Raw genomic sequence first — 18,606 nt, 5'->3', positions numbered from 1 at the left:
ATATCCCACTAAAGCATGGAGAGCTGATCGCGATAGCATCGCCAACTTGGGTACATGCTTCAAGGGCAGCCTTAATCGCAGGCATACAGCCAGATGTAATGACAAGGTCTTGAGGGTTGATATGAATTCCCAACTTTGAAAAATGAACGCTCAAAGCATCACACAATGACGGGTCGCCTTGAGTGTGAGGGTAATGATTCAGTCGGCTGCCCAGTCGCTTGCTTGATCGACGGAAGCTACGTTCGAGCTCGAGCAGCGCGGTGTCATCAATCGTCGTGCTGGATATCCCAAGTGGCCCGTTGTAAGGCGAGTGAATAGAGAAGCTTTGGTGTACTTGAGAGACTTTGCTGACAAACTGCGTCCACTCAGGCGTGTTGTGCTTTTTACTTCGCGCAGAAATATAATAGCCTGCTTGTGGGCGAGAGTGGATCCAACCCTGAGACTCCAATTCTTGATAACAGCTTACCGCGGTCGACATACTAACGGCTTGCTGTTTTGCCAGTTGTCGCAAAGAGGGCATACGACTCCCTTCGCTTAATTTCCCGTCTTCAATTTCCTGAACAAACTGACTCGCCAATGTTTTGTAAAGACTCATAGATGCCAACTGTACTTATTTTTTTGTTAAAAACTGTATCTGTACTGGAAACTGTACTTGATTGATACTCTTTTTCAAAGAAGAAGGAGGGCAGTTTATGGTTAGAAACGATTTATTTTTGGCAATCTTTGTGATGGCAATTTGGGGCTTCAACTTTTCGATGATCAAAATGGGTATCACGGAGGTTCACCCTCTATTAGCCACCGCTGCGAGGTTTACCTTGGCAGTGATTCCCGCGATTTTTTTCATTCGCAGGCCAAACGTTGCATGGCGCTATCTGTTTAGTTACGGGTTAGTTTTTGGTGTTGGTATCTGGGGCATGGCGTCGTGGTCGATTACAGCTGGCTTATCATCTGGTATGTCATCGGTCTTGCTATCGTCAAATGCGCTCATCAGTATGGCTGTAGGGGTATTTATCCATAAAGAGGCGGCATCAAAAAGGAAAGTTGTTGGTGCTATAACAGCACTCATTGCACTGATGGTCCTTGTTTCAGCAACCAACGGTAATGTTACGTTACAAGGCGGTATCTTCATCATGATAGCGGCGACTTGCTGGACCATTATGGGGATGATCGTTAAGGCGTCTAAAACCACTCAAGCCTTTGCGTTCAATGTATGGGGAATGTTATTCGCACCCATTCCATTGGTTATGTTTGCGGTGAGTATTTACGGGCCAAACATCGTGACAGAAGCATTTGAAGTGTGGGATATGAGTACGACGATTGCTGTACTGTTCCAAGCTTATCCAACAACACTGTTTGGTTACTGGGTCTGGAATCGATTATTAATTCGATACCCATTGAGCACGACCGCACCGATGACTCTGTTGGTACCTGTTTTTGCTTTGATATCTGGGTATTACATGTACGATGAAATGCTAAGTACCGCGCAAGTTGTTGCCTGTGTTCTTTTCCTCATCGGTATAGGGTTGATAGTTAAACCTGGTAAGAAGGTAATCGAAGCTGCAGGCAAACCACTCACGAACTAAACATGTGAAGCGATAGTCACGGAACTAGCTTGACGAGTAAGTCAATGTCGAGCGGCAATTGATTGAATGATATGCCACCTTAAGAGGGTGGCATTTTTCATTTTGGTGGTTGGGTTGGTGTTTAATGAGGTGAATAATGGCATTAATCTAATCATTTTGTGATTTGATTATGTAATATAAACAACTCATAATGTGATTTGATTATGGTAATTTTTCGAATCAAGGCATGGGTATGTGGATCTGGCAACAAACGAATTGGCCACAGTTTGACTGGGACAACAATATTATAGAACCAATGGTAAGGCGTACACGTCTCAACCAAGGAATCCTATTGGGAAAAATGTTTAGCCACTCTCAAGATCAAACTGAGAGCATGTTAGATACCTTGCTTGCCAATATCGTTCACTCAAGTGCCATAGAGGGAGAAAAGCTGAATGCTTTTTCGGTGCGTTCTTCATTGGCAAATAAACTGGGTTTATCAGAAGAAAGGCCATTCCCGACCACTGAACAGACGGATGGTTTGGCGGAAATCATGGTTGATGCAGTAGAAAACCTGAGCACACCGTTAACACTGGACCGGATTCTACACTGGCACGACAGACTTTTTCCTGAAGGCTACACCATGTTCAACCCGGTTATTGGCGGTCAGCTACGAGGTGACACGCCAATGCAGGTGGTTTCTGGCAGAATAGATAGGCCAATCGTTCACTTTGAAGCGCCGGGCCGCGATGTACTTGATGTTGAGTTAAACCAATTCATCCAGTGGTTCAATGATTCCAGAGAAGAGATATCGCTCGACCCTTTAATAAGAGCTGCGATCACCCATTTGTGGTTTGTGACTCTGCATCCCCTTGACGATGGAAATGGTCGAATTACCCGTCTTCTTACCGACCTCGCACTTGCACAGGCAGAGCAGCAATCGGTACGCTTTTACGCCATGTCTGTCGGCATATTGGCCAATCGTAAAAGCTATTACGATATTCTAGAACAAACTCAGAAAGGGTCTCTGGATATAACTCCGTGGCTTGTTTGGTTTTTCAATACACTGAATGAGACGTTCGATGAGGTGTTAAAAGAGATCGATCAAACGGTATTCAAGACCAACTTTTGGCGTCATGTCGATCAAACTAAGCTGGTGGAGGAACAAGTTAAAGTGCTCAATCGCATGCTTGATGGTGACTTTGCGGATGGCATCAACACATCTCAGTATCATAAAGTAGCCAAGGTGAGTAAACCAACGGCAACTCGTCACTTAGCCACACTGGTTGAGCAAGAGTGTTTAGTGAAAACGGGTGGTGGTCGAAGTACTCGCTACCAATTACCCAAATTATAGTCTCTGTTCCTTAGATCGAATTCCTACTCTTTCACATCTGCTTGGCATTAAGTGGATGTGATAACTATTCTTTTCAAGTTGTTCCTCTTCAATCGGCTAAAGGTGGCGACTACCTACCTGATCTAAAGAAAACACCTCGAGAGCTTATCTCATTAACTAACAGTTATCTTTAAGGTAATTAGAGTGGCTCTACAAGTTAACAAGAAATTGTTCGATACTAAACGCATCAAAGCAATATTGAATAGAGACTGTTATGAATCTACCAGAACTTCACCAAGCCATTACTTCAGGGAATTTCGAAGAGTTTAGCCGTTTGATCCAACAAGGAAGCGACGTTAACCAACTTGATCCTATTATGGGTAATACGCCTCTGCATATTGCAGCGCAACAGACTTCCACTAAGTGGGTAGATGCTTTGCTTGGTGCTGGCGCTTTCATCAATATTCAAACGCCAAAGCATGGGGTTACGCCTTTAATGGTGGCGGTTTGGCATCGTAAGCCTCATATCGTAGAACGTTTACTTTCCGATTCAGACGTTAATATCGAAATTGTTTCGACGTTTGGACTTAGAGCGAGAGATCTTTTGGACTTTGGTGCCAGTGAAGATGACCAATATGGAAAAGCACAAGCGCGCGAAATGAGTGAGCTGTTCTCTCAATACACTCAACGCCGTTCTGAGGTGGAACAGTCACTTCTTGCTTTCAATATTGTGAGCCAAAATGAGAGTGTAGATGAGCAAAACGTAACCAAGTTAAATGCTCTGACAGATTGGTCTTCAATCAACGGTACGTTTCCCATTACTGCGTCTGGAAATGATGAACACACCGCTGCAATGGTCGCAGCGCGAGATGGCTTAACAGGTAGCTTGAAGGTGATTATGGATAATGGTGCCGATCAAACGATTCCTGATCACTATATGAAAGCCATTCCTTTACACAAAGCCGCTTATAACGGCCATGCTGATGTTATTGAGCTGCTATCAAACTATGCGGGTTTTGAGGAAACATTGAATGCACAAGGGCCAAACAACGGCTATACCCCTTTGCATGATGCGGTTTGGCATGGTCACGTGGCTGCAGCAAAAGCCTTGATTGACGCCGGAGCAATGACAGATCTAGTGGGCTTCGACGGTAAGACACCTTTAATGCTTGCACAAGAATATCGCTATAGTGAAATTGTGAAACTATTGGAGAACAAATAATGAACGTACTTGTTGTTTACTGGCACCCAGAGCCGCAAAGCTTTAACGGCGCTATGTTTCGCCGTTCGGTAGAAGCCCTAGAGTCGGCTGGACATAAAGTAAAAACATCGGACTTACACGCGATGAACTTCGATCCAGTATCTGGACGCCATAACTTCAATAGTGAAATGGATACTGAGTTTTTTAAACAACAACTCGAAGAGGTGAACGCGTCAGAGAATCAAAGCTTTTCACCATGCATAGAACAAGAGATACAAAAACTAGAGTGGTGCGATTTGGTCATCTTCCAATTTCCACTCTGGTGGTTCGGTATGCCTGCAGCGCTTAAAGGTTGGGTGGATCGTGTATTTGCGATGGGCAGAGTGTATGGCGGGGGCCGATTTTACGAGAACGGTGTCTTCAAAGGAAAGAAAGCCATGGTGAGTGTGACCATGGGCGGGCCAGAAGAGCTTTACGAGAAAGACGGCTGGAATGGTGACTTAGACGCGATTTTAAGACCAATACATCGTGGCGTGTTCGAATTTACAGGGTTTTCGGTTCTCGCTCCACAGAAAGTATTTGGGCCTGCACGTAAAACACAACAAGAGCGTATTGAAGTACTAGAAAGCTATGCTCAGCGTTTACAAACGATCTTCGATGAAGCTGCAATTGAAGTCGGGCATTACTAACGGCGAACCGTTCTGCCGTTAAATTGATAACTTGGTGAGGTTTATGATGACAGTTCAACAAAAAGCGAGTGAGATTTTGAAATCATGGGGCGTAAGTGATAGTCAAATCACTCGTTTTCTAGAGAACCAAACATCGCATCAGCAAAGTGAACATGTAGTGGCGATCGATGAATGTTTAGAGCTACTTTATCGAGAACCCAAACAGCGACTCAGCTTTTTGACCACTGCCAGTAAGAGTGTATTTTTTGAGGGGAGAAACCCCTTAGATGTGATTCTCTCAGGAGAGACAGAGCAAGTTGCAGAGGCACATCGCATCATCAGAAGCATGCTCTGTATATAAGAGGTTGCGATTTTCTGGACCTTTCTCTCTATCTAAAAATAAAAAAGAGCCGCACTGCGGCTCTTTTAGGTTTTTTAATTAGCAACTTATTACTAACGATTTAGCGGAAGAATATCGAACTTCATGTCGAATTTATCTAGAGAACTCGCTAAGTCTTGTAGGTTTTTCGCATTACCACGTAGGCCAGCCTGACCACTCTCAAATAATGCTTCAAGTGTCGTCTCGCCAGTAATCACTTTGGTTAAATCGGCTTTGTGAATAATGATCTCTGTATCCAATGTTGGGATAGAACTCTCTAAACCTAACTCAGTCACAGGTAGGTGAGAGAAGGTAGCATTAGAGACTTCGATGTAATGGAGCTCTTCAATATCAGGGTGATAAATCCCCATGTTAAAGTTCAAGCCTGCCGTCTCAGCCTTTGGCCCATTTAGCTGCACACCTACCAAGTCCAAGAAGTTCGTTGTCGGTGTGTTTGCGATAACGTCCTCAGAGGCTGTCTTTAAAGACTCTCCGATCTCGTTAGTACGAAGCTCCACTGCGCCTTGCAAGTACGAGTTACGCCATGCCATCGTTTCAGACTGATAGCCTTGTTGTTCAAATGTGTCCGCTAATAATTCACGGTATTCGATATTAGTTGGCTCGCACAGTACTAAGTCATTCAATAGCTGACCAGCTTCCTGATAATTACCTGAATCAAAGTGAGCTTTAGCTGACTTATAGAAATTATCTGCCCCACCAGCGTTCACGTAAGTACAAGATTTGTCGACTGACTTAAGTGGGTTGATGTTAACAGGGTTCAGGTCTAGGTAACCTAAGTACAAGTTTACAATCGCTCGAGCATTGTGGCTGTACGAACCATGATAGCCACGTGATGCCCAGTTTTGTTTCTGTGACTCTGGCACAATCTCTTCAATTGAACGACCAACATCGCCAATTTTCACACCATGGTTGGCTAGGCGCACCGAGTTGTTGTGCAGCCAGCTATAGTTATCACGTTGCATCTCCATGTAGTGGCCGATTTCATTCTCTTCGGTTTCTGGGTTGTTCCAAACCGGAGCGGAATGGGCGGAATGGATGTTATCCACAAGACCAGAGTCCACGAAACGCATCTTAAGTTCAGTTAGGTACTTAGACCAAGCCAACGAGTCACGTACTTTTGCGCCACGGAATGTGTAAATGTTGTGCTGTCCATCGTAAGTGAGTTCAGCGGTATTCAATGAACGGTACGCGGGTACGTAGTTTACGATTTCAACTGGCGCTTCAGCACCAGGCATATTGATAAAGTGAACCTCTAAGCCATCGATAACACGCGTTTCTTCGCGTTCAACAATTTCTGTTGTTGGTGTTACTAACGTTACCGCTCCCTTACCAAAACCCATACCCAGTGCGTTGTCTACAATACCTGTGGCGTCATTTTCTAAAGACTGGCCGTATTGATATTGTGCGCGACGTGACATCGCGTTACCCGCCATGATATTTTCGTCCGCCATCTCTTTGATGAAGTCGCCAGGGACAATAACTGGGGCACCTTCTACAAAGTCGCCCGTGTTAATGATGCCTCTTGAACCACCAAAGTGGTCGGCGTGAGTGTGTGAATAGATCATACCGGTGATCTTATGCTCGCCGTTCACCGCTGGTAGGTGTTGTTTCGCGAAGTTCCACGCTGCTTCTGCGACTTCATCATGCAGCAGTGGATCGTGGATAAGGTACCCGTTGTCAGTGCGGTAGATTGTCATGTTTGAGAGGTCGGCACCGCGAATTTGATAGACACCATCCGTAACTTGATAAAGGCCGCCTGAGGCATAGTTCATTTGACCTTGGCGCCAGATAGAGGGGTTAACGGTATCCGGTCGGTCTTCACGAATGCTATCTACGTTCATGTGAGACATGCGATTACGCAGCTCACCTACACGATGGTCACCAAACGCTGCGATGAGTCCTCGCTCTGAACGCTCAAATGCTGAGGTATCTTGCCAAGGCAGTGTTTCAGCCAGTGCATTGTTAGCTGCAATGGTATGTTCCGTTGCAGGTTTACCCTTGTATGTCTCGATTGATTCATATTCGTTGTCGGCCGTCGCGCTAAAAGAAACGATGATAGCTAGGGATAGTACAGAACGGTTTAGAGTCGTTTTCATAGAGAACCTCGTGTTGTCTCTCAAGTTGGTATGAGACAAATTTAGAGGATTGACACATAAGAATACATAAACGAATATGAATTCCAAACATCACGATTTGTTATGTAATGAACTATGCTAGAGAAATTCGATTTAAACCTACTTAGAGTGTTTTCCGCTGTTTATCGCCATCAATCGATCACACTCGCTGCTGACGAAATGGGGATGACTCAACCTGGTGTTAGCGGTTTGCTCAAGCGATTGCAACAACAAGTAGGCTGTCAGCTTTTCATTCGCTCTGGTAGAGGGATAGCACCAACAAGGCAAGCCCAAGAGCTGATTCGTCAAGTCGAGCCAGCGTTGATACAAATTAATAATGCGCTGGAAAACTTGGAAGAGTTTAGTACCGAGACGCCTCATAAATTTGTGGTGTATACATCGGAACCAGTGATGCTAAGACTAATGACGAAAATTGAAGCCGATAATCAGTTGGGTAACGTTACGATTGAGCTTCATCCTACGCGCTCTAATGAAGAACAATTGATGGATGACCTCAATCAGAGGCAGGCTGATCTCGCAATTGAGTTCTCAAACCACACATCCAGCTCATTCTTTACAGAGCCGTTATTCGATGACGAAATGTGCATTATTGCGAGAAAAGGTCATCCGAGGATCACAGGTTCAATATCCCAAGATGAATTCTATCGTGAGAAGCATATAACGCTTAAGTTGCGTCGAGAGCAGGCGTATTTGGCGGACTATTTCACCGAAGTCAGCCTGAAAGAGAGAAAGGTTGCTGCTGAATGCACATCCCTTATTTGGCAAATGTCGATGGTATCGAGTAGCGATTGTATTGCTTCAATGACAAGCAGTTTGGCCAATGAACTTGCTGATAAGCTAGAACTGCAAATAATACCGATGCCATTCTCGACATTCCCGATTAAATACCAACTCTTCGTCCATAATCGAGATAAGAAGAGCCCCTCAAATATTTGGCTTAGAGAAAAACTGAAATCTTATTTGATTGAAGGTTAGGTGATAAAAAGCCGGCTGTTTGTGTTCTCGAGTTCAAGATGTCTCCGGAGTCTGTGCTATCGAAGAGCAATATAATAAATACCCTAGTTAACCCCTAACTTAAATATGCACTTCTAAAGGTATATGCTCAACATTATTGTTATGTTATAACGTAACGATAATGTTGAGGGTTTGATTCTTTGGGTGGAAACTTGGATATACCTGTCTTGTCGGTTAGAAGGCTGTTTGCCAATGGTAAGGCTAATTGGAGAGCTGTCTCAGATGTATCTTTCCGCGTCGCTGAAGGAGAATGTGTTGCCGTTATCGGGCCAAATGGCAGTGGAAAATCGAGTTTACTAAAAGCGATTACTGGAGAATACAAAACAATAGATGGGCAGTTGTTCCTGTCTGGTAAGTGTATGAAGAGTATCGATAAACAACAACTTGCAAAGAGGGTTGCGGTTGTCACTCAACACGAGCATGTCGATCCACGTTTAAGCATCTTCGAATATGTTTGGCTCGGGCGCACTCCTCATACCTTTTGTTGCAGTAAGAAAGAGCACGAAAGAGCTGTTAATCAAGCAATAGAAGACGTCGGGCTTTCTGATAAAAGTGAACGATACTTTGGTGATCTATCTGGTGGAGAGCAACAGCGTGCCAGTATAGCTCGCGCCTTCGCTCAAGAACCTAGACTATTACTTTTAGATGAGCCGACCAACCACTTAGATCCTCTTGCTCGCTTAGAGCTACTCAGTCTAATCAAACGACGTGGTATAGCGTGTGTCGCTGTTTTGCATGATCTGCCTTTGGTCACCCCCTTCGCAGACAAAGTACTCCTCATGTCTGACCAAAAAATGGTGACGTTCGAAACGCCTGACATCGTAATGAGAGACCATTTTATGACACCAGTTTTTGGCCTGCGCGTAATCTCATTCAAACATCCCCATATGAGTAGCATGATTCATCATTTTGAAGCTGCCCATCACCATCCTGACTTTCCAATAATAGGAGTTGCCCAATGAAGTGGCCTTTAATTTCCGGTATGTTACTTAGCCTACCATTCACCTTTGCAGCCAATGCAGCCAATGCAGCCAATGCAGCCAATACTGTATATCCGGTTACCGTAGACAGTTGTGGTAGCCCACTCACCATTGAAAAGCGTCCAAGCCGTGCAGTTGTGCACGATATCAACATGGCGGAAATGGCTTTTGCACTAGATTTACAGCCAAGCATGATTGGCGTAACCGGTATCACTGGCTGGTACAAAATGTCGAATTCTTTTGAGAAAGAGTTGGGTGAGATACCAGAACTGGCACCGAAATATCCATCGTTAGAGACATTGATCGCAGCTGATACGGACTTCTTTTTCGCTGGTTGGAATTATGGGATGAAAGTAGGGGGCGAAGTCACCCCTCAGACCCTCAAGCCGTATAACGTAGATACTTTGGTGCTCTCTGAAAGTTGTATTCACACGCAGGGTGATCAGCAAGCAGCGACTATGGATCTTCTTTATGACGATGTGAAAAAGCTTGGTGTTATTTTTGATAAACAGGATAAAGCTGAAGCGTTAGTCAAAAGCTGGAAACAGCGCGTTGCAGCGGTGACAGAGAAGCAAACCACCTCTGAGGCAGACGCACCAAAGGTGTTTTTGTTCGACTCAGGTGAAGATAAACCTTTCACTGCAGGTAAATATGCAATGCCAAATGCCATGATCGAGGCTGCTGGTGGACATAATATTACGGATAACATTGAAGCAAGTTGGGCTAGAACTTCATGGGAGAATGTGGCTCGTGAAAACCCAGATGTCATCATTCTTTTAGACTACCAAACCGCGAGTGGGGCGGATTCATTGCAACGTTTCCTTGAAGCGCACCCTCTTATGAAACACACCAATGCGGTGACGTCGAGCCGTTACGTAAAGCTTCGCTATGAGCAGCTAACTCCAGGGCCTGCCAACATCGATGCGATTGAGAAACTGGCTGTAGCATTTGACGCACAATAATTGCCAAGGCTGTTTTTCCATTGACTTTACATAGTAGATATCGAGTAGCTTGGGTGTTAGGTATCGCATCCATGCTGCTCGCTTTTGTGATGAGCTTACAGTTTGGCTCTGTTCCATTAACCTTTAAAGAAGTCATGGTTGGACTTAGCTCGTTTAGCAAGGCTGAGCCAGACATGACAAGCCGTATCTTGTTTGATTTAAGGTTACCTAGAGCTCTGTTAGCGGTGATTGCCGGGGCAGGGTTAGCAATGGTAGGTGCATTGCTTCAGACATCTACGCGCAATGATCTCGCCGATCCATTCCTATTTGGACTCTCTTCCGGAGCGTCTGTTGGCGCCGTATTGGTCATTACTCAGTTAGGAGACGCTTTAGGGGTTTGGTCCTTGCCATTAGCAGCATTTTCAGGAGGGATTGTTTCTGCAGGTGCGGTTCTTATTCTGTTTTCGATGCAAAGGAAAAAGGGTAACGACAATCTGATCTTGTGTGGCCTTGCCATCTCATTTTTATTTGGTGCGATAACAAGCTTTCTTATTTACTCTGGCGATCAGCGAGCCGCGAGTTCTATTCTATTTTGGACAATGGGTGGTTTAGGACTCGCTCGTTGGGATAATCTCATATTCGCGCTACTAGGTGTGTTCCTATTAATTGTGCTTATCTTCAAGCGTTACCGTGAATTAGATACTTTACTCGTGAGTGAACAGACGACAAGCTCTCTTGGCGTAAATGTTCATCGTCTACAAAGCGAAATATTCCTTTGTTGCGCGTTCTGTACTGCCTCGATCGTGTCATTGACGGGTGTCGTTGGTTTTATTGGTCTTATGGTTCCTCACTTGGTAAGGCCGTTTTCTGGAGTGACTCATAAACGCGCATTACCTCTAATCGCATTATGGGGCGCCGTCCTTCTGTTGTTCGGAGATTTAGTCAGCCGAACGGTACTAGCACCACAAGAACTGCCCGTTGGTATTGTAACTGCTGCATTGGGTGGGCTGTTTGTGCTCTATCTTGTATGGCGAAAATAATAGCGAGGTCTTCAATATTTAGCGTTTTCGTTTTCTTCGCTAGTGGTTATGTAACAATAGTTTAGGTATGGTGGTGGCTGATGTATATCGCTTATTGATATGTACTAGAGCGCTGAAATAAAAGAAGGACATAATGAAATATTTAACACTGATATCCGTAATGATTTTCAGTGGTTTTTCGCATGCAAATTTGGTGAAAACCACTCCTGGTAAGTATTTCGATTATTACCATATGAAGTACGAGCTGGTTGCAGGAGAGTACCAACTGGATGAACGTTATGGATTTAATGCTGGTGGACAGTTTTCAGTTTTGATTCCTAAAGAAAAGTTTCCAATTCCAGCGCCAAACTGCAATAAAAATATAATTGTACGAATGCCTTACTCAGAAAATGAAGACAAAAAAAGACAGTTATATGAAGACCTTAAATCGTCTCGCACCACTACAGTTGTTCTAGAGTTAAATCCTTACGTGCGTGTTCTATCTAAAGAAAAAGAACAGTTTGAGTTGATGTATTGTAATGTATTTTTTCGACACAAGAATGGTGATTACTACGACTCGCTCTGATCTGAGGATGGTTTCAATAACCTAATGTTTGTCACCATCCTTCTCTCGTATTTTATGGTCTCTGAGTCTTGAAATTACGACTCCTCTTATATGGAAGCCTATTCGCTGAGTAAGTGGTACTAGTTATGATTTAAATGGAGGTTTAAATGTCTTCTGTACCAAGAAATAAGGATGAATTAGAGCTAGCTATAACTTCAATATTTCCGAAGCTCATGGCTGAGTATCGGTCTATTCCGGAAAACAAAGCGCGCCAATTGGGTGTAGAAGGAAACGTGAAGGGTACGGTCATTAGCGTTTCTGACACGGTGGCTTACTTGATCGGTTGGGGCAAACTCGTCCTTAAATGGTATCGCCTAAAGTCCCAAGATCAACACGTTGATTTCCCCGAAACAGGTTACAAATGGAACCAGTTGGGTCCACTCGCAGAGAGCTTTCACGAAGAGTATCGTGACTGGAAATACAATGATTTACTCGCAGAACTTGAGTCTACAGTGAGCGAGATACTTTTACTCGTTGCAAGTTTAAGTGACCAAGATTTATATGGCGTTGCATGGTATGAGCAGTGGACTTTGGGGCGTATGATTCAGTTTAATACGTCGTCACCAATGAAAAATATGCGCACAAAAGTTCGGCGTTTCAATCGAGAGTTCACATAGAAAATCATTTAATAGGTCTGCAAGTTTCTTGTATGTGACTAAGGTGTTGTTTACTCACGCTTAAAAATAGGTCGGACGATGAAAAGAATCAATGTAATAGGCACTAGTGGAAGTGGAAAGAGTACTTTCAGCCGTAAGCTTGCGGGTGAGCTAAAGTGCCCTTATTTGGAGATGGATGAGATCTTCTGGAAACCCAATTGGCAAGAGCCTTCAGATGAAGAGTTTTTTGAGAACTTGATTGAGAAGTTAAGTGGCGAATGTTGGGTTCTAGATGGTAACTACACTCGAACGTCTGAAATCAAATGGAGTAGAGCCGATACCATCATTTGGGTTGATTACTCTTTTCAAAGAACAGTATTCCAAGCCGTGAAAAGGGCTTTGACCCGCATTATGACTAAACAGGAATTATGGGGCAAAACGGGTAATGTTGAATCGTTTAGAAAATCTTTCCTCAGCAAGGACTCAATCATTCTTTGGACACTGAAAACGTACAAGAAAAATCGAGTTCGCTACACCGAATTGTTCAATGACCCGAAGTACAGTCATATCGAGTTTATTAGGATAACAAGTCCTCAAAATGCCGATACGTTTATAAACAAGTTGCGTGTACAACAAGAGCTGCAACGACAATAGACGGGTCAGTACGGCTTATCCCCCAGAAGGCCTTTAGTTGTTCAAAAGGAAAAATTACATGGAAGTGATCATTGGAACGTCTCCTGAGATTATCGAACAAGCTCAGGCTATACGATTTCAGGTGTTTAGTGTTGAGCAGAGTATTCCGAATGAACTGGATTTCGATGGTCTAGACACTACTTCAGTTCATGCCCTCGTTATGGACGCCAATCAAGCGATAGCGACAGCACGACTACTAATTAAACCAGATGGTTCGTCAGTTATGGCGCGAGTTGCCGTATTAAAAGCATACCGTGGTCAGGGTATCGCGTCAGAAGTTGTGAAAGTGTTGGTTAACTACGCTGAACAGCAAAGCGTTGAGTCAATTGAAATTCATGCGCATAGCTATCTGCGAAACTATTATGAAAAATTTGGCTTTAACTTCGTACAGGAAGTAGAGGTTGTCGGTGAACATCAACTAATAGAAATGCGCCATCAACTTACCCGCATGTTTAAAACAAGTTAGGAGTGTTTCTAAGCACTTCGAATCATATAATCGCTTCTTGGAGAACGTATGAAGTTTTACAAAGCAGAGAAATATCAGCCCGCGTGCAAGGATATTTTTTGTAAGTATGTACGTGAAATAGCAGCTTTACTTCCAGATGCTGTGATAGAACATGTTGGAGCATCTTCAATTCCTAATGCTGTATCTAAGGGTGATCTTGACATATTGGTTGGTGTTGACGGTAGCGAATTGGAGAGAGCGGTAAAACTACTTTCCAACCTAGGCTTTAAAGAAAAAACCGATACGTTGAGAACACCAGAGTTGTGCATGCTTGAAAGTTATTCAGGTGAGGATGTTGCTTTTCAAGTCGTCGCACATGGACCTGAGTTTGAGATGTTTGTGAGCTTTAGAAACCAACTTCGTCAAAACCCTGAGTTGGTTCACCAGTATAATGAACTAAAAATGTCTTGTGAGGGGTGGTCTCATGATGACTATCGCCGCAAAAAATCAGCATTTGTAGAATGCGTACTCGGGCAAAAAAGTAATTTGATCTGATTCGCAAGGCTTACTATTTCTCCCTTTTGATCGCGCGAAATGCTTCGAGTCGATGTTAACGTGTATTCCATGACGCGGGCTGTATTGGGCTGATGGAGTGAGTTCCAGTCCAATAGTTAGTTTAAGGTGGAAAAGTGAATATTGTTCTTGTTATAGCTACCGTTGTTTTGGCTAAGTTTATCGGTTCTCAGTTCGGGTTTAGTTATCAACTGTTCTCTGACCCGTTCAGTTTCAAGTATGCCATTATCGATTTAAGCTTGTTTATTGTGGCAGGAACGATGGTTAGCTTCTTTTATAATCAAGCAAAGCGCCTTTTTAATATCTAAAGCTGGAACTTCGTTTCTTTACAGCGTTGTTCGAGACCTAAATTAGCTTTCTGTTCAAGGATGAGATATGGAAATTCCTCAAAACTCTGCGTTGTTTAGCTATGCGAAAGGCTCATATTTCGCAGATAGCTTTTCTTGTGAAGTACCCAACAAGGGCCAAACTGCCCTCGATGTTTACCTTGAAATAGCGAAACAAACACCCGCTTGGATTTCCTTCTTGATGGCCATGAGAAATAGGGTCGTGTCGATGTTTGGATTAAAGCACTTAGGTCGGCTACAAGATGCAGCAATGGATATAGAGCCAGATAACCTTAAGGTTGGCGATCGCCTTGGTATTTTTACTTTGGTAAGCAATACAGACAGTGAGATCGTGCTGGAAGATCGTGACAAGCATCTGGACGTGAGAGTGTCATTTTTGTTGGATCCTCAAAGGGAGAAAGTGACCGTTCATGCAACGACAGTAGTACACGTACACAACTGGTGGGGTAAAGCGTACATGTTCTTCGTGGCTCCAGTGCATAAGATCATTGTCCCTAGCTCCCTGAAAACGCTAGAGCAGACATAACAATCGAGGCTCATGTTCATTACCAGATATTGACTGCAACTCTATTCAAAATCGCTTCAATCCCGACCATCATTATCTCTGGGTGGTGTTGTACAAAAGATGCTACATAGCCCGATGGATAGTCTTTTCTAAACAGAAACCATTTTCTATTAATCCGATAAACTAATTGATTCGTATAAATCAGCTAGTCTTTCGTACAATCTAAACTATGTGCTCCATACTTTGCATATTGAGGCCATAATTAAGTTTATTCGAGTGACAGATTTGATGCTCTGCCGACTCGATAAACGTGGCCTGCGTAGGATTAGGTTGGTTTTGATTCATAGTGGAATTGCGGAATATAGACATGGAAAAGAGAACGCATCGTCGCATCTCATTGAGAGTTGTTTTGGGCCTAATGTTCGTATTTTGCGCTTTTACGACGGCAGGCGTCGCTATTTCTCTACAATACTACTTCGCCAGTCAGACAGAACTGAAACACACTTTAACGCGTTATCAGACGATTGCGTCCGGTATCTCCGATTATTTTTCAAACCTTCAAAATGTCGCTGAGAACGTGGCGCGAAGCGGTGGTCAACTTGTTACGCTCATTGGCACAGACGTTCCTACGGAGAACATTGCGCTGCCCTTATCCAAGTTGTTACTAAGAGATCCAAGCCTTCATAGCATTTTCGTTGCTCAATCGAATAACGACTTTCTGCAAATTATTCATTTGGAGTCATCTGACATAAGAGAAAGAGTGGGCGCCAGCGAGAATGACAAGTGGTTGGTCATTGTTCATCAAGGTGAGGGCAAAGAGCGCACTAAAACATCCACTTTTTACGACCAATCATTTAAACCTAGCCAAAGTGAAAAAGAGTACAGCAACTTTCTTCCTACGCAGCGTAGCTGGTATAAAAATGCGAATTCAGAGCGGATCTATAATACCTCCCCATACCTTTTCAACACATTAAAACTTACCGGTGAGACCTTTTCGTTCAAGGTCAGTGGTAGCGATATTGTTGTCGGTGTCGATGTTTTATTGTCTTCCTTGGAATCTCGTTTAACCAATCGTTTTGTCGAAAACAAAAAGCAACCACAAGCACAGGCTTTTGTTTTTAGGAGTGATGGCCGTCTTATCGCAACGAATCATGCGTTCGAAATTGATGACAGTATCCCGCTTGTAAGTCCTATCCTACTTTCTGAAGAGCAACAGCGCTTGGTAGAAAGAACGCCAGAGCTAAAAGTATCGAATCAGCATGACTGGGCACCGTTGGACTATACAGTAGGAGGGCGCCCAAATGGTTTTGCTATCGATCTGTTTAGAGTAATTTCAGAGATGACAGGGTTGAAATTTAAGTTTGTAAATGACGGCTCTTGGGATGATCTGGTTACTGATTTTGACGTAGGAAATATTGATATTCTCCACTCACTATCAGATCCCACCAACTTTGACCAAACCAGTGTGGTTGGTGACTCATTGTACCGAGTTAACTTTGCACTTTTGATGAACAGCGATAACGACGAACTTCAGACGTTTGAAGATATTACTGATAAGCGAATTGGGATACTGAGAGGTTGGAGTATTCAAGACAATATCGAGCAGGTGCATCCGAATTTACGCTTCACTTCATACTCTTCGTTACACACGGCCATTGACGATCTCCAACAGGGAAGGATCGATGCGGTGTTGGACCTCAAGCAGGTATTGCTTTCTAAAATTCGTGAGAAGTTTCGCGAGAACCTAAAAGTGATACCTATCGAATCTCCAGTCCTGTCACGGGAAATCTACTTTGCGGTAAGAGATGAGTATCGCGATGTGGTTGATATCATCAATCTCGCTATTGCTTCATTCAGTGACGAACACAGACAAGAGCTCAAAGATAAATGGTTCTCTTCAAAAGCTGTTCAGTCCACCCACACGTTCTTGCCTTATCCTGAGCTTCTCGATTTAACGAGCACTTTGTCACAGCGAGGAACGGTAGAGCTTGTAACGATCAACGGCATTGAAAAGTATCTCTATACCTCGGAGCTAACCTACAAAGATGAGCGTTATTTTGCTGTGCTCGTTCCTAAATCTTACATCATGGCCGGCGTTCGAGAGACAACTTGGTATTCCGTGGGTGGCTCATTTTTTGTGCTGCTGCTGCTGATTCCACTAGCGTGGGCGATGGCAGCACCGATTGCCAACCCAATTAATCTACTTCGCCAACAAGTTAGGTTCGTTCGCAATCGTCAATACGATAAGGTGCAACGGGTTCATAGTCGTATTGAAGAGATCCACCAATTAGGTTTATCGGTAACGCGAGGTAGTAACTCGTTGAAACACTTTGAAGAGCAACAGAACTTGTTCTTCGAATCGATGATCCAGTTGATCGCACGGGCGATCGATGAAAAATCTCCGTATACAGCAGGTCACTGTAACCGCGTACCTGAGATAGCCTTAATGTTAAGTGAAGCGGCTGAGAAATCGACTCACGGCTCGTTCGCCAATTTTAAGTTTGAAAACGATGAAGAAAGACGTGAGTTTCGAATTGCTGCTTGGTTACATGATTGCGGCAAGATAGCAACGCCGGAGTATGTGGTCGATAAGGGGAGTAAGCTTGAAACAAACTACAACCGTATTCATGAAGTACGGATGCGCTTTGAAGTGCTGTGGAGAGATGCGCAGATCGAATACCTTTTATCACGCCTAGACCAAGAGATCGATTTAGAACATGTATTACATTCTGACTTACAAGAGCTTCGTGAAAAGTTTGCTTTTGTGGCCAATGCGAATGTTGGTAAAGAGTTTATGTCTGACGAAGACGTAGAGCGCATCCAACAACTTGCTGAAACTGAATGGACTCGCTATTTCGATTCAGGGCTTGGATTGTCGCCACTTGAAGAGACTAGATATCAACCTCAACCAACGCCAGCTAAAGAAAAACTGCTCACGGATCGTTTGGAGCATGTGATTGAGAGAGACCACCCATTTGTGAATCTAGCAGAGTATGGCATCAACATGAAGGTTCCTGAAAAGCTCTATAACCATGGTGAGTTATACAACCTTTCGATTAGACGCGGGACATTGACCAACGAAGAGCGTTTTAAAATCAATGAGCATATGATCAGTGGCATCAAAATGCTCGAGAGTATCCCATTCCCACCTGAATTGGCGCGTGTTGCGCGCTATGCGACGACCCACCATGAGACTTTAAAGGGGACTGGCTATCCACGCGGTTTGGATGAAAGTGAACTATCGATTCCAGAAAGAATACTGGTTGTGGCTGATATCTTCGAGGCGTTGACCGCCTCAGATAGACCATACAAAAAAGCCAAACCATTGAGTGAAGCGATCAGCATCCTTTCTAAAATGGCGGAGAATGAACATATCGATAAAGAGATTTTTCACCTACTGTTAACCAGTGGTGTTTATCGCAACTATGCAGAGCGGTATTTATCGTCAGAGTTAATGGACGTCGACGATATTCAACAGTTTCTAGACTGAGCAAAAAATAACGGCTGGAATTGCCGTTGAATCCTTAACGAAAAAAAGGCAGCCCCAAATAGCACGGGCTGCCTTTCTA

General features: G+C 43.8%; 18 protein-coding genes. 16 read left to right on the top strand and 2 right to left on the bottom strand.

Annotated features, from left to right (window positions below; genetic code table 11):
- The coding region (locus tag AC6R05_RS15905; RefSeq protein ID WP_500647986.1) for an aminotransferase class I/II-fold pyridoxal phosphate-dependent enzyme at positions 1-595 on the bottom strand (595 nt) is incomplete at its 3' end.
- A 97-nt stretch (positions 596-692) separates the two neighbouring features.
- Here AC6R05_RS15905 and AC6R05_RS15900 point away from each other — a divergent pair.
- From AC6R05_RS15900 to AC6R05_RS15880, 5 genes are all read left to right on the top strand, one after another.
- Positions 693-1,583, top strand: coding sequence for an EamA family transporter (locus AC6R05_RS15900; protein WP_500647985.1), 891 nt, complete (start codon positions 693-695; stop codon positions 1,581-1,583).
- A gap of 232 nt (positions 1,584-1,815) precedes the next feature.
- Positions 1,816-2,916, top strand: coding sequence for a Fic family protein (locus tag AC6R05_RS15895; protein ID WP_500647984.1), 1,101 nt, complete (start codon positions 1,816-1,818; stop codon positions 2,914-2,916).
- A gap of 253 nt (positions 2,917-3,169) precedes the next feature.
- Positions 3,170-4,117, top strand: coding sequence for an ankyrin repeat domain-containing protein (locus tag AC6R05_RS15890; protein ID WP_500647983.1), 948 nt, complete (start codon positions 3,170-3,172; stop codon positions 4,115-4,117).
- Positions 4,117-4,785, top strand: a complete 669-nt coding sequence (locus AC6R05_RS15885; protein ID WP_500647982.1) for an NAD(P)H-dependent oxidoreductase — start codon at positions 4,117-4,119, stop codon at positions 4,783-4,785. The genes AC6R05_RS15890 and AC6R05_RS15885 overlap by 1 nt, the downstream gene beginning before the upstream one ends.
- A gap of 43 nt (positions 4,786-4,828) precedes the next feature.
- Positions 4,829-5,125, top strand: coding sequence for a hypothetical protein (locus AC6R05_RS15880; protein WP_500647981.1), 297 nt, complete (start codon positions 4,829-4,831; stop codon positions 5,123-5,125).
- Between the two features lie 92 nt (positions 5,126-5,217).
- Here the strand turns inward: AC6R05_RS15880 and AC6R05_RS15875 are convergent, their stop codons facing one another.
- Complete coding sequence (locus AC6R05_RS15875; RefSeq protein ID WP_500647980.1) at positions 5,218-7,260, bottom strand: alkyl/aryl-sulfatase; 2,043 nt, start codon at positions 7,258-7,260, stop codon at positions 5,218-5,220.
- Positions 7,261-7,374: 114 nt separating this feature from the next.
- On the opposite strand from AC6R05_RS15875, the gene AC6R05_RS15870 reads away from it, so the two are divergent.
- From AC6R05_RS15870 to AC6R05_RS15820, 11 genes are all read left to right on the top strand, one after another.
- Positions 7,375-8,274: a LysR family transcriptional regulator gene (locus tag AC6R05_RS15870; RefSeq protein ID WP_500647979.1), complete on the top strand. Its 900-nt coding sequence runs from the start codon at positions 7,375-7,377 to the stop codon at positions 8,272-8,274.
- A gap of 206 nt (positions 8,275-8,480) precedes the next feature.
- A complete protein-coding gene (locus AC6R05_RS15865; protein ID WP_500647988.1) occupies positions 8,481-9,275 on the top strand; it encodes an ABC transporter ATP-binding protein in 795 nt (264 codons plus the stop codon).
- Positions 9,272-10,255, top strand: coding sequence for an ABC transporter substrate-binding protein (locus AC6R05_RS15860; protein ID WP_500647978.1), 984 nt, complete (start codon positions 9,272-9,274; stop codon positions 10,253-10,255). Before AC6R05_RS15865 ends, AC6R05_RS15860 begins: the two co-directional genes overlap by 4 nt.
- 71 nt (positions 10,256-10,326) lie before the next feature.
- A complete protein-coding gene (locus AC6R05_RS15855; RefSeq protein ID WP_500647977.1) occupies positions 10,327-11,274 on the top strand; it encodes a FecCD family ABC transporter permease in 948 nt (315 codons plus the stop codon).
- A 133-nt stretch (positions 11,275-11,407) separates the two neighbouring features.
- Complete coding sequence (locus AC6R05_RS15850) at positions 11,408-11,839, top strand: hypothetical protein (RefSeq protein WP_500647976.1); 432 nt, start codon at positions 11,408-11,410, stop codon at positions 11,837-11,839.
- A 146-nt stretch (positions 11,840-11,985) separates the two neighbouring features.
- Positions 11,986-12,495, top strand: coding sequence for a ClbS/DfsB family four-helix bundle protein (locus tag AC6R05_RS15845; protein WP_152471002.1), 510 nt, complete (start codon positions 11,986-11,988; stop codon positions 12,493-12,495).
- Between the two features lie 78 nt (positions 12,496-12,573).
- The gene (locus AC6R05_RS15840) at positions 12,574-13,128 is read left to right on the top strand and encodes a P-loop NTPase family protein (protein WP_500647975.1); all 555 of its coding nucleotides are present in this window, start codon (positions 12,574-12,576) and stop codon (positions 13,126-13,128) included.
- 58 nt (positions 13,129-13,186) lie between these two features.
- Positions 13,187-13,633: a GNAT family N-acetyltransferase gene (locus AC6R05_RS15835; protein WP_500647974.1), complete on the top strand. Its 447-nt coding sequence runs from the start codon at positions 13,187-13,189 to the stop codon at positions 13,631-13,633.
- Positions 13,634-13,681: 48 nt separating this feature from the next.
- Positions 13,682-14,167: a GrpB family protein gene (locus AC6R05_RS15830; protein WP_500647973.1), complete on the top strand. Its 486-nt coding sequence runs from the start codon at positions 13,682-13,684 to the stop codon at positions 14,165-14,167.
- 393 nt (positions 14,168-14,560) lie between these two features.
- Complete coding sequence (locus AC6R05_RS15825; protein ID WP_500647972.1) at positions 14,561-15,058, top strand: DUF2867 domain-containing protein; 498 nt, start codon at positions 14,561-14,563, stop codon at positions 15,056-15,058.
- A gap of 346 nt (positions 15,059-15,404) precedes the next feature.
- Positions 15,405-18,527, top strand: coding sequence for an HD domain-containing phosphohydrolase (locus tag AC6R05_RS15820; RefSeq protein ID WP_500647971.1), 3,123 nt, complete (start codon positions 15,405-15,407; stop codon positions 18,525-18,527).
- The last annotated feature ends 79 nt before the right edge of the window (positions 18,528-18,606 follow it).

Source organism: Vibrio sp. R11-SG3-ISO9, assembly GCF_059834255.1.
Note: the sequence above shows the minus strand (reverse complement) of the source record. Positions and strands in the feature narration are given on the sequence as shown.

What these genes read in the sequence shown, in the direction of transcription:
- AC6R05_RS15850 (WP_500647976.1), top strand. Translation starts at nt 11,408, where the DNA reads ATGAAATATTTAACACTGATATCCGTAATGATTTTCAGTGGTTTTTCG.
- AC6R05_RS15895 (WP_500647984.1), top strand. Translation starts at nt 1,816, where the DNA reads ATGTGGATCTGGCAACAAACGAATTGGCCACAGTTTGACTGGGACAAC.
- AC6R05_RS15825 (WP_500647972.1), top strand. Translation starts at nt 14,561, where the DNA reads ATGGAAATTCCTCAAAACTCTGCGTTGTTTAGCTATGCGAAAGGCTCA.
- AC6R05_RS15845 (WP_152471002.1), top strand. Translation starts at nt 11,986, where the DNA reads ATGTCTTCTGTACCAAGAAATAAGGATGAATTAGAGCTAGCTATAACT.
- AC6R05_RS15890 (WP_500647983.1), top strand. Translation starts at nt 3,170, where the DNA reads ATGAATCTACCAGAACTTCACCAAGCCATTACTTCAGGGAATTTCGAA.
- AC6R05_RS15875 (WP_500647980.1), bottom strand. Translation starts at nt 7,260, where the DNA reads ATGAAAACGACTCTAAACCGTTCTGTACTATCCCTAGCTATCATCGTT.
- AC6R05_RS15885 (WP_500647982.1), top strand. Translation starts at nt 4,117, where the DNA reads ATGAACGTACTTGTTGTTTACTGGCACCCAGAGCCGCAAAGCTTTAAC.
- AC6R05_RS15860 (WP_500647978.1), top strand. Translation starts at nt 9,272, where the DNA reads ATGAAGTGGCCTTTAATTTCCGGTATGTTACTTAGCCTACCATTCACC.
- AC6R05_RS15880 (WP_500647981.1), top strand. Translation starts at nt 4,829, where the DNA reads ATGATGACAGTTCAACAAAAAGCGAGTGAGATTTTGAAATCATGGGGC.
- AC6R05_RS15830 (WP_500647973.1), top strand. Translation starts at nt 13,682, where the DNA reads ATGAAGTTTTACAAAGCAGAGAAATATCAGCCCGCGTGCAAGGATATT.
- AC6R05_RS15900 (WP_500647985.1), top strand. Translation starts at nt 693, where the DNA reads ATGGTTAGAAACGATTTATTTTTGGCAATCTTTGTGATGGCAATTTGG.
- AC6R05_RS15840 (WP_500647975.1), top strand. Translation starts at nt 12,574, where the DNA reads ATGAAAAGAATCAATGTAATAGGCACTAGTGGAAGTGGAAAGAGTACT.
- AC6R05_RS15870 (WP_500647979.1), top strand. Translation starts at nt 7,375, where the DNA reads ATGCTAGAGAAATTCGATTTAAACCTACTTAGAGTGTTTTCCGCTGTT.
- AC6R05_RS15855 (WP_500647977.1), top strand. Translation starts at nt 10,327, where the DNA reads ATGCTGCTCGCTTTTGTGATGAGCTTACAGTTTGGCTCTGTTCCATTA.
- AC6R05_RS15835 (WP_500647974.1), top strand. Translation starts at nt 13,187, where the DNA reads ATGGAAGTGATCATTGGAACGTCTCCTGAGATTATCGAACAAGCTCAG.
- AC6R05_RS15820 (WP_500647971.1), top strand. Translation starts at nt 15,405, where the DNA reads ATGGAAAAGAGAACGCATCGTCGCATCTCATTGAGAGTTGTTTTGGGC.